The following is a 14,170-nucleotide window of genomic DNA, read 5'->3' as shown; positions in this document are numbered from 1 at the left end:
TGTCGTGATCGGCGCGCCGCAGCCCGGGGCACGGCTCGCGCTCTACTGGGCGCCGGAGGTCGACGACCCGCTGCACGCCCTGGGCTCGGCCTGGCTCGGGCGCGATGCGGAGACGGGCGCGACGCTGCCGCAGCCCTCGCTGCCCGGCCTCGACATCGCCGCGCTCACCGCCGACCCGCGCGGCTACGGGCTGCATGCGACGCTGAAGCCGCCCTTCCGCCTCGGCCTCTCCTGGGCCGAGGCCATGCGGGCCGCGGAGGCGCTGGCGGCGCGCATCGCGCCCTTCGACCTGCCGCCGCTCTCGGTGCAGGACCTGCACGGCTTCCTGGCGCTGCGCGAGACGGCGCCCTGCCCCGCCCTGCAGGCGCTGGCCGATGCCTGCGTGGAGGCGCTGGATGCCTGCCGCGCCCCGCCCTCCGAGGCCGAACTGGCCCGCCGCCGCAAGTCCGGCCTCAGCCCGCGGCAGGAGGCGCTGCTGGCACGCTGGGGCTACCCTTATGTCTTCGAGGAATGGCGCTTCCACGTCACGCTGACGCGGCGGCTGACGCCCGGGGAGAAGGCCACCGTGCTGCCGGCGGTGACCGACTTCCTCGGCGAGGCGCCGGCGCGCCCGCGGCGCGTCGCCGCCATCAGCCTCTTCACCCATTCGGCGCCGGGCGCCCCCTTCCTCATCGCGGAACGGTTGCCGCTGCGCGGTTGACCGATCGGCGCCGGGCTGCCCCTATCGCCATCCGCGGACGCGTCCAGGGAGCCGAGAGCATGTTCACCACCCGCCCCGAGATCGCCGGCACCTTCGGGGCCGTCGCCTCCACCCACTGGATCGCCTCCCAGGTCGGGATGGCGGTGCTGGAGCGGGGCGGGAATGCCTTCGACGCCGCGGCCGCGGCCGGCTTCACGCTGCAGATCGTCGAGCCGCACCTGAACGGGCCGGGCGGCGATTGCCCGATCATCCTGCACAGCGCCCGGCTCGGCACGCAGCAGGTGATCTGCGGCCAGGGGCCAGCGCCGCAAGCGATGACGGTGGCGAAGATGCAGTCGCTCGGGCTCGACATCGTGCCCGGCACCGGCTTCCTCTGCGCGCCCATCCCCGGCGCCTTCGATGCCTGGATGCTGATGCTGCGCGACCACGGCACCTGGTCGGTGCGGGACGTGCTGGACTACGCCATCGGCTATGCCGCGCGCGGGGCGCATGTGGTGCCGCGGATCTGCGCGACGCTCGAGACGGTGCGGCCGCTCTTCGAGACGGCCTGGCCGACCTCCGCCGCGCTCTGGCTGCGCGAGGGCGGGCCCAAGCCGGGTCAGCTCTACACCAATCCGGAGCTGGCCGAGACCTATGCCCGCGTGGTGCGGGAGGCCGAGGCGGCGGGCGGCAGCCGGGAGGCGCAGATCGAGGCAGCGCGGAACGCCTGGTATGGCGGCTTCGTCGCCGAGGCGATCGACCGCTTCGGCCGCAGCTTCGAGGCGCTCGACACCTCCGGCCGCCGCCATGCCGCGCTGCTGACGGCCGACGACATGGCGGGCTGGCGCGCGGGCGTGGAGGCGCCGGTCGCGCAGGACTATCGCGGCCACACGGTGCTGAAATGCGGCCCCTGGAGCCAGGGCCCGACCATGCTGCAGACGCTCGCGCTGCTGGAAGGCTTCGACATCGGGGCGATGGACCCGGTCGGCGCCGAGTTCGTGCACACGGTGGTGGAGGCGATGAAGCTCTCCTATGCCGACCGCGAGGCCTGGTACGGCGACCCGGACTTCGTCGACGTGCCGCTGCGGACGCTGCTCTCGCCGGACTACACGGCGGAGCGGCGGACGCTGATCGGCAAGGCGGCGAACAACGACTGGCGGCCGGGCTCGCCCGAAGGCCGTGCGCCGCGCACCGACTATGCCGCCGCGCTGCGTCGCGCGCGGGAGATGGCGGCGGCGGCCGGCACCGGCGAGCCGACGGTCTCGCGCCTCGGCGCCTCGGGCGGCGATACCTGCCATATCGACGTGATCGACCGCTGGGGCAACATGGTCTCGGCAACGCCCTCGGCCGGCTGGCTGCAATCCTCGCCGGCCATCCCGGGGCTCGGCTTCTGCCTCGGCAGCCGCTGCCAGATGTTCTGGCTGGATGAGACGCTGCCGAACGGCCTCAAGCCGGGCAAGCGGCCGCGCACCACGCTCTCGCCATCCATGGTCCTGCGCGACGGCAAGCCCTGGATGAGCTTCGGCACCCCGGGCGGCGAGCAGCAGGACCAGTGGCAGGCCATCATGCTGATGCGCATGGTCGACCACCGCTTCGGCATCCAGCAGGCGATCGACCTGCCGAGCTTCCACAGCGAGCACTGGATCAGCAGCTTCTGGCCGCGCGGCGCCCGCCCGGGGAAGGTGGTGATCGAGGGCCGCTACGCGCCGGAGGTGCTGAAGGACCTGCAGGCCCGCGGCCATGCGGCCGAGATGGGCGGCGAGTGGAGCGAGGGGCGCCTCACCGGCGCACGCCTGGAGCCCGACGGCCAGATCTTCGCGGGCGCCAACCCCCGCGGCATGCAGGGCTACGCCGTCGGCCGCTGACGCCCACCAAACTCCCGGGATCCAAGGGCCTTAAGCCCTTGGCGGGTGGGGCCCGGGGAGGGCAGCGCCCTCCCCGGTCACTGTGTGTGTTGGGCGAGCCGATTCAGACGCTCTCGACGCACATGGCGACGCCCATGCCGCCGCCGATGCACAGCGTCGCCAGGCCGCGCTTGGCGCCGCGGCGCTGCATCTCGAACAGCAGGGTGTTCAGCACCCGCGCCCCCGAGGCGCCGATGGGATGGCCGAGGGCGATGGCGCCGCCGTTCACGTTCACCTTGGACGGATCCCAGCCGAGGTCCTTGTTCACCGCGCAGGCCTGCGCCGCGAAGGCCTCGTTGGCCTCGACCAGGTCGAGCGTGTCGATCGACCAGCCGGCCTTCTGCAGCGCCTTGCGGCTGGCCGGGATCGGGCCGGTGCCCATGATGGAGGGATCGACGCCCGCGGTCGCCCAGGAGACGATCCTCGCCAGCGGCGTCACGCCGCGCTTGCGGGCCTCCTCGGCCGACATCACCACCGCGACCGCCGCGCCGTCATTGATGCCGCTGGCATTGCCGGCGGTGACGGTGCCGGTCTTGCTGAAGGCCGGGCGGAGTTTCTGCAGCACCTCGTAGTTCGTCTCGGGCTTCGGGTACTCGTCGTTCTCGACGACGATGTCGCCCTTGCGGCCCTTCACCGTCACCGGCGCGATCTCGTCCTTGAAGCGGCCGGCCTTCATCGCCTCGCCCGCCTTGCGCTGGCTGGCGGCGGCGAACTCGTCCTGCTGCTCGCGGGTGATCTGGTACTTCTCCGCGACGTTCTCGGCGGTCGTGCCCATGTGGTAGCCGTGGAAGGCGTCCCAGAGGCCGTCCTTGATCATGGTGTCGACCATGGCGAGGTCGCCCATCTTCTGCCCGGCGCGGAGCTGGGCGGCGTGCGGCGCCTGGGTCATGCTCTCCATGCCGCCGGCGACGACGATCGCGGCATCGCCGCAGGCGATCTGCTGCGCGGCGAGCGCGACGGTCCGCAGGCCCGAGCCGCAGAGCTGGTTGATGCCGAAGGCGGTGCGCTCCACCGGGATGCCGGCGGCCACGGCGGCCTGGCGGGCCGGGTTCTGGCCGGCGCCGGCGGGCAGCACCTGGCCGAGGATGACCTCGTCCACCTCCTCCGGCTTCACGCCGGCGCGCTGGAGCGCGGCCTGGATGGCGACGGTGCCGAGCGCATGCGCCGACAGGGTGGCGAAGGCGCCGTTGAAGCTGCCCACGGGCGTGCGGGCCGCCGAAGCGATGACGATTTCGGTCAAGACTGGTTCTCCCACCCTATCGTGTTGCGGCGCAGTGTGGACCGGCGCCCCGACGCCCTACAAGCCCGGGGGCGCGGGCAGCGCCTTGATCCAGGTCAGGAGGGGGCGCCAGAGATGGGTCTCCGCCTGGCCCCCAGCGACCATGCCGACATGGCCGGCCGCGGCGTGGTGGACAAGGGCATCCGGCATATGGTCCGCCAGCGCAAGCGCCGAGGCCGGCGGCACGATGCGGTCGCGCGACGGGATCGCCAGGAAGCCCGGCACCGCGACGGCGCGCGGCTCGACCACCTCGCCGGCGATGCGCCAGGCGCCGCGCGCCGGCGCATTGGCGCCGTACCACTGGCCGAGGCATTCGCGCGCGACCGGCGCCGCCAGCGCGACGCCGTCGTTCAGCCAGTCCTCGAGCGCGACGAAGCGGCGCGCCCGCAGGCCGTCCGGCGGCAGGCGGCGGAAGGCGCGGTACTTCTCGCCGATGCCGACGGGATCCTGGGCGGCGAAGAGCGCCTGGATGACGTCAACCGGCAGCGCGCCGGTGGCGTCCAGCATCCCCTCCCAAAGCGGCAGCGTCGCCGCCAGCGCGCGTGCGCGGGCCGGATCCTCCGCCCAGAAGTCCCAGGGTGTCGCCAGCAGGGCGAGGCCGCGCAGCCAGACCGCCCGGCGCTGCGCGAGGGCAAGGCCGAGCATGCCGCCCATGCAGTAGCCGAGCAGCACCACCGGCCCGCCCGCCGCCTGCCGCGCCGCCGCGAGCGCGCGGTCGAGCCGCCCGGCGACGTAGTCGGTCAGGGTGAAGCCGCGCTCCGGCCCCGCGGGCGCCCCCCAGTCCAGCAGCAGCGGCCGCAGCCCCTGCCCGGTCAGCCAGCGCAGCATGGAGCCGCCGGGCAGCAGGTCCAGCACCTGCGCGCGGTTCACGAGGGAGGGCACGACCAGCAGCGCCGGCCCGCCGCGCCCCTCCCCGAAATCGAGCAGCCGGCTCGTCCCCTCGGACCAGATCGCCGGCGGGTCGGGCAGGTCGCGCCGGAAGGGGTGGCGGCGATAGGCCAGGATGCCCTCGACCAGCGCCGCCTCCTGCCGCAGCAGCGCGCGCTCCACCGCGGCGGCGAAGGCCTCAGGCGGGTGGCCGCTTGCGGCGAGGGCTTCGGCGAGGCGCGCCGCCTGGTTCTGCCCCGCGCTCGAGCGCGGCAAGGCGCCGCTCCAGGGCGTCGATCCGGGCAAGGAGGGCGGCGGCATCCGTGCCGCCCAGCGGGTCGCCAGCGAAAAGCCCAGGTGCAGCGCCAGGGGCCGCGGCCCCCGGCGCGGGGCGGCCGCCGTCATCCGGCTGGCCCGGCGCAGTGCGTGCCGCCCGCAGCCAGGCGGCCCCGAGCCCCAGGGCCTGCTGCCAGGCGGCCGCGACATCCGGGTCCGCGGCCAGGGCGGCGAGTTCCGCCTGCCAGAGCGCGATCCAGGCTTCCGCCAACTGGTCGAGGTCGAGGTTGCATGCACCATCCTTGGACGCGGTCACCGGATACTCCTGTTCGCCTCCGCCGCGAACCCTGTCCGGCGGCCGGCGCTGCCGCAAGGGCCTTGGTGCGGTGCGGAATTCCCGCTAACGCAACACGATCGGGGGCGTGCTAGTCTTGCCCGACGATGATCGCCGGCGCCCCGCGCCGCCCAAGGAAGGAACCGAGCCATCATGGCCGAGAACGCCGCCCGCGCCGACGCCGCGCCCGAGCCCCCGGCGCAACCGGTGGTGGTAAAGAAGTACGCCAATCGCCGCCTCTATAATACCGAATCCTCCAGCTACGTGACGCTCGAAGACCTCGCCGCCATGGTGCGCCAGGGCCGCGACTTCGTCGTCTTCGACGCCAAGTCGGGCGAGGACATCACGCGTTCGGTGCTCACCCAGATCATCGTCGAGGAAGAGGCGAAGGGCCGCAACCTGCTGCCCGAGAGCTTCCTGCGCCACCTCATCGGCTTCTACGGCGACAGCCTGCAGAGCGTCCTGCCGCGCTACCTCGAGCACGCCATGGCCGGCTTCGCCCGCCAGCAGGAGCAGATGCGCCGCTCCATGGAGCAGGCCATGGGCGGCTTCAATCCTTTCGGCGCCCTTCCGGGCTTCGAGGAGATGAGCAAGCAGAACATGGCGATGCTGGAACGCGCGATGAGCCTCTTCGCGCCTTTCCGCCCGACCGAGCCGGCGCAGACCGTGGATCAGTTGAAGGCCGAGGTGGAGTCGCTCCGCCGGCAACTCGCCGAGGCGCAACGAACCGACAAGGGTTCCTCGCGCGAAGCGTGAGTTGCAAGCTCGCGCTTCCATCACGCGTTCGTCACGCGCCGGGGTGGAACGCCATCCATGACGCGGCATTCCGTTGGGCGAGATTCCTCAACGGGGGCGAACAGGATGGTGACGACAACGCAAAGCGAGACGCGGCGGGGCGATGGCGTAAAGCCCGGGCAGCGGGCGAATGCGGCCGATCGCCATGTGGGTTCCCGGATTCGAGAGCGTCGGGTGATGATGGGGCTGTCGCAGCAGCAACTCGCCCGCATGATCGGGGTCACCTACCAGCAGGCGCACAAGTACGAGCGCGGGCTGAACCGGATCTCCGCCGGCCGCCTGTTCGAGATCGCGCAGGTGCTCGGCGTCGGCGTCTCCTGGTTCTTCGAGGGGCTCTCGGCCGAGAGCGAGCAGCATGAGATCTCCCCGCGGCAGCGCATGTGTCTCGAGCTCGCGCGCAACTTCGCCATGATCGACAACGAGAAGCACCAGGAGGCGCTGAGCCAGATGGCGCGGGCGCTCGCGGCGCAGAGCCAGGCGGCCCAGGGCACGATTGCCGTCGAGCCCGAGGCCGGCGAGACCCATTGAGCGGAGGCCGGGCGTGGCCCGGCCCACTCGCTGGCCAGAACTGTCCACCCGTCGTCCCGCGCCGCCCCTGCTTCGTCCACCGCGGCGGTCGCTTCGCCCCGTCCTGATCGCGGCGGTGCTGACGCTCGCCGGTGCGCTCGGCGGCGTGGTAGTGGGGCTGCAATTGCGGCCGCCGCCGGCACCCGAGCGTGCCGCGCCGGTTGCGGCTGCCCCATCGCCCGCCGAGCCGGTGCCGCCGCCCCCGGCCACGGCCCCGACCGCCATGCCGAATGCCACCCCGGCCGCGCCGGCGAGTCCGGCCGCGGCCGACCTCGCGGCCCTGAATGCGCAACTCGCCGCGCTGCGCCGGACCCTTGACCAGGAGCGGGCGCGGCTGGACGCGCTCGCCCGTGCCCGCGCGACGGCCGAGGCGGAGGAGCAGGCACGACAGGAGACGCTGGCGCGCGCCCGGGCCGCGGCGGAGGCGCAACTCGCGGCGCTGCAGCGGGACATCGCGGCCAGCCAGCGAGAGCGCGAGGCGGCGCAGGCGTCGGCCGCGGCTGCGGCCCGGCGCGATGCGGCCACTCTGCCGCCGGTGGCGCAGGCCTTGGTGCCGCCGGCAAGGCCGCCGCGCAACGACGCCGTAGTCCCGGCTCCGGCCGGCGGGGCGCCGCGCGTCTACGTGCACCACCGTGCCGGCTCGCCGACGGCGGCCGAGGCGGCGGCCTCGGTCACCGGCGCGCTGCGCGACGGCGGGTTCGACGTGCCGGAGGTCCGCGCCGCCCCCGCCGTCCCGTCGCAGCGGGTGGTGCGCTACTTCTATGCCGAGGACGCGCCGGCGGCGGCGCGGCTGGCCGGGCGGCTCGGCCGCGGCTGGGCGATCCAGGACTTCCGCGGCTACGAGCCCTCCCCCAACCCCGGCACCCTGGAGGTCTGGGTGCCGGACCGCTGAGCACCCTTCGCCGCAGCGGATCCGCGCCCCCGGACCTCAGGCGAGCAGCCCGACCTCCCGCGCCTTGATCTGCAGCGCCAGGTAATGCGAGTAGATCCGGCACTGCGCCAGGCTGCCGGCGGTGAACCAGAGGCCGGGCTGCGCGGTCGGGCGCCACATGTTGCGCAACTCGCCGCCCGCATCGAAGCCCCAGACCGGGCCGATGCGGTCGGCGATGGCGTCGCCGAGGGCGCGGCGCACGACCTCCTGCTGGTTCTCGTAGCCGGTGGCGGCGACGATCAGGTCTGCGGGCACCAGGCTGCCATCCTTGAGGCGCAGGCCCTCCGGCACCAGGCGCTCGACCCGGTCGTGCTGCAGGAGGTCGATGACGCCCTCGGCGACGAGGTCGGAGCAGCCGACGTTGAAGTAATAGCCGCCGCCGCGCTGCAGGTAGAGCATCTGGAAGCCGCAGCCATCGATCCCGTCGCTCAGCCTGAAGCCGCGCCGCTCCAGGCGCTCGAGCAGCGGGCGGTCGATCTCCTTCGACAGCGCGGTGGCCTGCTGGTAGGCGCGCCGCAGCACCGGGAAGGGCATGGCGGTGGCCAGCAGGTCGCAGTCGTCGGTCGGCATGCCCTCGGCATAGATCGAATAGACCCGCTGCGCCTCCTGCACGCTGACGATATGGGTCGGGCTGCGCTGCACCATCGTCACATGCGCGCCGGAGGCGTGCAGGTCCTGCGCCACGTCATGGCCGCTGTTGCCGGTGCCGAGCACGACGGCGTGCCTGCCCTTCCAGGCCGCGCCATTGGTATAGGCGCCGGAATGCATCAGCGTGCCGCGGAACGCCTCCTGCCCCGGCAGGCGGGGCATGACCGGGATGCCGCTGACGCCCGTGGCGAAGACCAGGTGGCGCGGGCGCATCACGCGCTCGGTCCCGTCGGCGCGGCGCAGCGTCACCTCCCAGCGCCGCGCCGCCTCGTCCCAGCCGCCGCTTCGCAGTTCCGTCGAGGTCCAGACGTTCAGCTCGAGCGCATCGACATAGGCCTCGAACCAGTTGGCCAGCATGTCCTTCGGGATGAAGACCGGCCAGGTCGGCGGGAAGGGCATGTAGGGCAGGTGGTTGACATGCACCTCGTTGTGCAGCGTGAGCGAATGGTAGCGCCGGCGCCAATTGTCGCCGACCCGCTCCTCCCGGTCGATCACCAGCGTGTCGATGCCGAGCGCGGTCAGCCGCGCCGCGATGCCGAGGCCCGCCTGGCCGCAGCCGACGACGATGGCCGCGGGGTCGTGGTCGGCATAGGCCCGCGCGGCGGCGCGCTTGTCGGCCCAGTTCGCGCCGCCGAAGTCGCGGGAATAGTCCTTCTCGGTCGCGCGCTGGCGATGGGTGATGTCGCCATGGCCGCGGATCTCCTGCAGCGCGGTCAGCAGGATCCAGGCGCGGTGGCCGCCGGGCCCGCCTTCCGAGGCGCCGAGGCGCAGGACGCCCTCGGCGCTGCCGAACTCGGTCTCGAAGGCGAGGAAAGCTTCCACCACCTCCTCCCCGGCGCGCGTGACGCGGCGCGGCGCCGTGCGATGCGGGGCGAGGCGCAGCGCGGTCGGCCGCACCGTGGCGAGCCTGCCGCAGAGCCGCGCGGCGATCGCCGCCGCGCCGTTGACCGTCTCCACCTGCCAGGTGAAGGCCAGCAGGTCGCGCCAGTGCCCCTCGGGCAGGAAGAGCGCGGCGATGGCCGCCTCGTCCCGCCGCTCCAGCGCCCCGGCGCAGGCGGCGAGCCATTCCGCCGCGATGGCCTCCGGCGGCAGGGTCTTCGGGGCCAGGACATTCATGACCGTTTCTCCCGGGCGGCAGCGCCGCCTGCGTGCTTGCTTTGGGCGGCAAGACTGGCCGGCGCCTCGGGGCAGGGCAAGCCGCGTCCCGCACATGGGAGGGCCACTGGCGCCGCGCCGGGCGCTTGCGACGCTCCCGCCGGGCGCCCAGACTGGCGACGATGCGCCGGCGGCACGGCCGGCCGAGGGAGGAGGCCCGCATGACCATGCCGCCGCGGCCGCGCCGCCGCACCCTGCTCGCCCTGGCCGGGGCGGGGCTCGCCGCGCCCGGGCTGCCGCGGGCGGAGGGCCGCTACCCCAATCGTTCGGTCCGCGTGGTGAACGCCTATAGCCCCGGCGGCACCGCCGATGTCGTCTGCCGCATCCTGTTCGGCGCGCTGGCCGACCGGATGGGCCAGGGCTTCGTGGTGGAGAACCGGCCGGGCGCGGCCGGCACCATCGCGGCCCAGGCGGTCGCGCGGGCGCCTGCCGACGGCTATACCCTGCTCTACGACGCGACGGCGCATTCGGTGAACCCGTCGCTCTTCGGCAGCCGCCTGCCCTACGACACGCGGCGGGACCTGCTGCCGGTCTTCCTGGCCATGCAGACACCGAACACGCTGATGCGCTGGCCAGGCTTCGAGGCGCGGACGGTGCCGGAGCTGATCGCCCTGGCGAAGCGGAACCCCGGCAGGCTCGACTGCTCCTCGACCGGCATCGGCACGGTGCAGCACGTCTCGCTCGAACTCTTCAACATGCTGGCCGGCGTGCGGATCAATCACATCGTCTACCGGGAGATCGCGGCCTCCAGGAACGACCTGACGACGGGGCGGGTGCCGCTGCAGTTCAGCAACGTGCCCAGCACGCTGCCGCTCACGCAGGCGAACCAGGCGGTCTGCATGGCGCATTGCGGGCCGCAGCCGCTCGAGGCGCTGCCGGGCGTCCCGGCCATGGCGGAATTCCTGCCGGGCTTCGAGACCTGGGAGTGGAACGGCATCTTCGCCCCGGCTGGCACGCCGCCGGAGATCCTGCAGCAGCTCAATACGGAGCTGAATGCGGTGATCCGCGACCCGGCCGTGGTGGCCAAGCTGCAGGGCCTGGGGGCGCTGGTGCGGGCCAACGACATCGAGGAATTCGCCGCCTTCCGCGAGCAGCAGATCGCCTTCTTCGCCGACATGGTGCGCAAGGCGGATATCCGGATCGACTGACGTCAGCCGATGACCGCAGCGGTCCGGATCCGATCGCCGCATGAAGGGGTTCGATGCATGACCCAGGCCTATACCATCGACCGCGGCAGCAACTGGCGGCGCCAGGCGGTGCGCGACTGGCTCTTCGGCCTCGACCTCGTCACCGCGGAGTTGCAGGAGCGGATCGTGACCGCCTGGGTCAGTTCCTGGGCCTCCTCCAGCCATGAACGGCTGGAGGACATGCCCTTCTCTCCCGGCGGCAACGTCTTCCCGCTGATGCAGCACGTGAACGAGGTGACGCGCGCGGGCGTCGATCTCGGCAAGCGTGCCGCGGCGGATTGGGGGACGGAGCTCGATCCGGAGGTGCTGGTGCCCATCCTGATCCTGCATGACCTGGACAAGCCGCTGCTCTATCGGCGGCAGGGCGCGGGCGCCGTCCATACCGACCTGTACCACGAGCTGCCGCACGGCGTGATCGGTGCCATGATGCTGAAGGAGCTGGGCTTCGCCCATGCCATCGTCAGCACCGTGGCAACCCACGCGACCAATGCTCCCTTCCATGGCCGGAATCTGGAGGCGCATGTGCTGCACTATGCCGACCTCTTCGCGGCCGACCACGCCTTCCGCGCGATGGGGGAGACGCCGCTCTATCTCCGCAGGCGCTGAGCCGATCGGGCTGGATCGACACCGGCCCCGACCATCCCCATCATGTCGGCATGTGCGGACGCTATTTCCAGCAGCGGGGACCGGCCTCGGTCGCCCGCTACTTCGAGACGGTGAATCCGCTGCCCAATTTCGCGGCGAGCTGGAACCGCGCGCCGACCCAGGACGCCCTGGTGGTGCGACGGCATCCGGAGACGGGGCTCAGGCACCTCGACCCGCTGCGCTGGGGCCTGGTGCCGCGCTGGGCCAAGGACCTCTCCGGCGCGGCGAAGATGATCAATGCGCGCTCGGAGAGCATCGCGGAGAAGCCGGCTTTCCGGGAGGCCTTCCGCAAGCGCCGCTGCATCGTCACCGCCGACGGCTTCTACGAGTGGAAGGTGGAGGGCCGGTCGAAGCAGCCCTTCGCCGTGGCGCTGGCGGATGGCGCGCCCATGGCCCTGGCCGGGCTCTGGGAGGGCTGGCGGGCGCCGGACGGCAGCATCCTCCGCACCTGCACCATCGTGACGACGGAGGCCAACGACAAGCTGGCCGCCATGCACCACCGCATGCCGGTGATCCTGCCGCGGGAGGCCTGGGGCCGCTGGCTGGGCGAGGACCCGGCCGAGGAGGAGGACCTGCTCGGCCTGCTCCGCCCCTGCCCGCCGGACATGGTCGCGGCCTGGCCGGTCAGCCCGCGGGTGAACAAGGTGGCGGAAAACGACGGCGCCCTGATCGAACGCGACCCGCTGGCGGTGGTGCCGCCGGGGCTGGACGACAGGCCGCCCGACTTCAGCGACTAGAGCAGATCGCCGCAGAGTGGCAGCGCTCGGAGGCGTGAATCTGCTCTGCACATCAAAAGCCTGGAGCATTCTCACGCTGCACGGTCAGTGTGAGAATGCTCCAGGCGCCGGGTCCCAGCGGTCGCAGAAGGCGGCGACGTCGTCCGACTGGAACTCGGCCAGCCGTTCCATGATCGCCTCGAAGGGCCAGTCCCACCAGGCGATGCGCAGCAGCCGTGCCGCGATCTCCGGCGGGAAGCGATCGCGGATCGGCCGGGCCGGCACGCCGCCCACCACCGCATAGGGCGCGACGTCGCGGGAGACGACGGCACCCGCCGCCAGCACCGCGCCGCTGCCCACCGTGACGCCGGCCAGCACCGTCACGCCATGGCCGATCCAGACGTCATGGCCGATGGTCACGCGGGCCGCGCGGCGGCGGCGGAAGAACGCATGGTCCCGCTCGGCCGAGGCGTCGTAGTATTCCGGGCAATAGGTGAAGCGGTGCTGCGCCGGCCGCTCCATCGGGTGGTCCGGCGGGCCGATCCGCACATCGGCGGCGATGGCGCAGAACTTCCCGATGCTCGCATCCGCCACGGTGCAGCCGCGGCCGAGATAGCTGTAGTCGCCGAGCGTCGCATATTCCATGGCGGTGTCGGCCAGCACCTCGCAGCACCGGCCGACCTGGACGTCCCGCAGCCGGACCGAGGGGTCGATGAAGGTCTGTGCCAGCTTCGGCGCCGGCCGCGGGGCGTCCGGCATCAGGCGGCGGTCTTCGACATGTCGAAGGGCGGCTGCACCTCCGGCGACAGCACCGGCTCATAGGGGTTGTCCCTGGTCCGCTCCGCGAGGTCGGCCTTCGCCGCCTCGACCAGGCCGGGGTCCAGCAGGCAGTCCACCGCCGTGCCGGCCATCACCTTCGCCACATGCACCATGCCCTTGTGCGCCGCCGGCAGCTTGCCCTGCGCCGTGAGCTGCCAGGAATGGCCGGGCGTGCCGATGGCATAGGTCGCGCCCCGCGCCTGCACGGTCGGCACCACCCAGGACACGTCGCCCACATCGGTGCTGCCCACCATGGGCGCGCCCTTCAGCTCCAGCGGCACGATGACGTCGCAGAGGCTGACGCCCTTCCGCACCGGCAGGCCCATCTTCCGCCAGGCGGAGGCGATGTCCTCATCGCTCAGCGTCGCCTGGAACTCGGCGGCGCGGGCGCGGTCGAGGTCGTCGAAGGGCGGCGGGCCCAGCCGATCCAGGTTGTTCTGCATCGCGCGCTCGAGCGGCGTATTGCCCAGCAGGTTGGAGACGCCGGAGACCACCTTGGCCTCGACCTTCGTCTCGGTCATCAGCGCCGCGCCCTCGGCGATCTTCCTCACCCGCGCGATCAGGGCGCGCAGCTCCACCAGGTCCCGCGCCCGGATGAGGTAGCGCACCTTGGCGGTCGGCTGCACCACGTTCGGCGCGACGCCGCCGGCATCCAGGTACGCGTAGTGGATGCGCGCGTCGCTCGGCATGTGCTCGCGCATGTAGTTCACGCCGACATTCATCAGCTCGACAGCATCCAGCGCGCTGCGGCCGAGATGCGGGGCGGCCGCGGCATGGCTGGCGCGGCCGGTGAAGCTGAAGTCGATCCGGGTATTGGCGAGGCTGATCGGCTCGTTCACCGCGCAGAAGGCCGCGGGGTGCCAGGAAATGGCGATGTCGACGTCCTTGAAGGCGCCGTCGCGCACCATGAAGCCTTTGGCGGCGCCGCCTTCCTCGGCCGGGCAGCCGTAGTAGCGCACGCGTCCCGGCAGGTTGTTCGCCGCCAGCCAGTCCTTCACCGCGGTCGCCGCGAGCAGCGCGGCCGCGCCGAGCAGGTTGTGGCCGCAGCCATGGCCGAAGCCGGGGCCGGGCAGCGGCTTCGGCTCGGCGACCCCGGCCTCCTGGCTCAGGCCGGGCAGCGCGTCGTACTCGCCGAGGATGGCGATGACCGGGCCGCCCTCCCCCGCCTCGCCCATGACCGCGGTCGGGATGCCGGCGACCTTCTCCGTCACCCGGAAGCCCTGCTCGCGCAGCATGGCGGCGTGCTCGGCGCAGGAGCGCTGCTCGGTATAGGCCAATTCCGGCATGCCCCAGACGCGGTCGGAGAGGTCCTGGAAGGGCTCCCGCTTCGCCTCGACCAGGCGCCAGATCTCCTCGGTATTCTGCATT

14 protein-coding genes are annotated in these 14,170 nt (G+C 72.7%); 8 read left to right on the top strand and 6 right to left on the bottom strand.

Annotated elements, in window-relative coordinates:
* Positions 1-4 precede the first annotated feature (4 nt).
* Positions 5-700 (top strand): DUF1045 domain-containing protein, encoded by a 696-nt coding sequence (locus tag Q7A36_RS05690; protein WP_305102697.1) that lies wholly within the window; start codon positions 5-7, stop codon positions 698-700.
* Positions 701-759: 59 nt separating this feature from the next.
* Positions 760-2,544 carry a gamma-glutamyltransferase family protein gene (locus Q7A36_RS05685; protein ID WP_305102696.1) on the top strand — a complete coding sequence of 595 codons (1,785 nt, stop codon included), beginning with the start codon at positions 760-762 and terminating at the stop codon, positions 2,542-2,544.
* Positions 2,545-2,647: 103 nt separating this feature from the next.
* On the opposite strand, the gene Q7A36_RS05680 is transcribed toward Q7A36_RS05685, so the two are convergent.
* Genes Q7A36_RS05680 through Q7A36_RS05670 form a run of 3 tightly spaced genes read right to left on the bottom strand, consistent with a single transcriptional unit; the run spans position 2,648 to position 5,321 of the window.
* Positions 2,648-3,823: an acetyl-CoA C-acetyltransferase gene (locus tag Q7A36_RS05680; RefSeq protein ID WP_305102695.1), complete on the bottom strand. Its 1,176-nt coding sequence runs from the start codon at positions 3,821-3,823 to the stop codon at positions 2,648-2,650.
* Positions 3,824-3,880: 57 nt separating this feature from the next.
* Entirely contained in the window at positions 3,881-5,005 is a 1,125-nt protein-coding gene (locus tag Q7A36_RS05675) for an alpha/beta fold hydrolase (protein WP_305102694.1), read from the bottom strand.
* Positions 4,929-5,321, bottom strand: a complete 393-nt coding sequence (locus Q7A36_RS05670) for a hypothetical protein (protein WP_305102693.1) — start codon at positions 5,319-5,321, stop codon at positions 4,929-4,931. The genes Q7A36_RS05675 and Q7A36_RS05670 overlap by 77 nt, the downstream gene beginning before the upstream one ends.
* A 171-nt stretch (positions 5,322-5,492) precedes the next feature.
* Between Q7A36_RS05670 and phaR the strand changes: the two genes are divergently transcribed.
* Genes phaR through Q7A36_RS05655 form a run of 3 tightly spaced genes read left to right on the top strand, consistent with a single transcriptional unit; the run spans position 5,493 to position 7,593 of the window.
* Positions 5,493-6,095, top strand: coding sequence for a polyhydroxyalkanoate synthesis repressor PhaR (gene phaR / locus Q7A36_RS05665; protein ID WP_305102692.1), 603 nt, complete (start codon positions 5,493-5,495; stop codon positions 6,093-6,095).
* Between the two features lie 57 nt (positions 6,096-6,152).
* Complete coding sequence (locus Q7A36_RS05660; protein ID WP_456306777.1) at positions 6,153-6,662, top strand: helix-turn-helix domain-containing protein; 510 nt, start codon at positions 6,153-6,155, stop codon at positions 6,660-6,662.
* Between the two features lie 13 nt (positions 6,663-6,675).
* Entirely contained in the window at positions 6,676-7,593 is a 918-nt protein-coding gene (locus Q7A36_RS05655; RefSeq protein ID WP_305102690.1) for a LytR C-terminal domain-containing protein, read from the top strand.
* Between the two features lie 36 nt (positions 7,594-7,629).
* Here Q7A36_RS05655 and Q7A36_RS05650 read toward each other — a convergent pair whose 3' ends face one another.
* Positions 7,630-9,396 carry a flavin-containing monooxygenase gene (locus Q7A36_RS05650; RefSeq protein ID WP_305102689.1) on the bottom strand — a complete coding sequence of 589 codons (1,767 nt, stop codon included), beginning with the start codon at positions 9,394-9,396 and terminating at the stop codon, positions 7,630-7,632.
* Positions 9,397-9,596: 200 nt separating this feature from the next.
* Between Q7A36_RS05650 and Q7A36_RS05645 the strand changes: the two genes are divergently transcribed.
* The 3 genes from Q7A36_RS05645 to Q7A36_RS05635 are packed head-to-tail and all read left to right on the top strand — an operon-like array spanning position 9,597 to position 12,004.
* Complete coding sequence (locus tag Q7A36_RS05645; protein WP_305102688.1) at positions 9,597-10,583, top strand: tripartite tricarboxylate transporter substrate-binding protein; 987 nt, start codon at positions 9,597-9,599, stop codon at positions 10,581-10,583.
* Between the two features lie 57 nt (positions 10,584-10,640).
* A complete protein-coding gene (locus tag Q7A36_RS05640; RefSeq protein WP_305102687.1) occupies positions 10,641-11,228 on the top strand; it encodes an HD domain-containing protein in 588 nt (195 codons plus the stop codon).
* 50 nt (positions 11,229-11,278) lie between these two features.
* Positions 11,279-12,004, top strand: coding sequence for an SOS response-associated peptidase (locus Q7A36_RS05635; protein ID WP_305102686.1), 726 nt, complete (start codon positions 11,279-11,281; stop codon positions 12,002-12,004).
* Positions 12,005-12,088: 84 nt separating this feature from the next.
* Here the strand turns inward: Q7A36_RS05635 and Q7A36_RS05630 are convergent, their stop codons facing one another.
* Together Q7A36_RS05630 and Q7A36_RS05625 are read right to left on the bottom strand one after the other, a co-directional pair.
* Positions 12,089-12,742 carry a DapH/DapD/GlmU-related protein gene (locus tag Q7A36_RS05630; RefSeq protein ID WP_370655634.1) on the bottom strand — a complete coding sequence of 218 codons (654 nt, stop codon included), beginning with the start codon at positions 12,740-12,742 and terminating at the stop codon, positions 12,089-12,091.
* The gene (locus Q7A36_RS05625; protein ID WP_305102685.1) at positions 12,742-14,169 is read right to left on the bottom strand and encodes a M20 family metallopeptidase; all 1,428 of its coding nucleotides are present in this window, start codon (positions 14,167-14,169) and stop codon (positions 12,742-12,744) included. The genes Q7A36_RS05630 and Q7A36_RS05625 overlap by 1 nt, the downstream gene beginning before the upstream one ends.
* Between the last annotated feature and the right edge of the window lies 1 nt (position 14,170).

This window comes from Paracraurococcus lichenis, assembly GCF_030657435.1.
GTDB classification, from domain to species: Bacteria; Pseudomonadota; Alphaproteobacteria; order Acetobacterales; family Acetobacteraceae; genus Paracraurococcus; species Paracraurococcus lichenis.
Note: the sequence above shows the minus strand (reverse complement) of the source record. Positions and strands in the feature narration are given on the sequence as shown.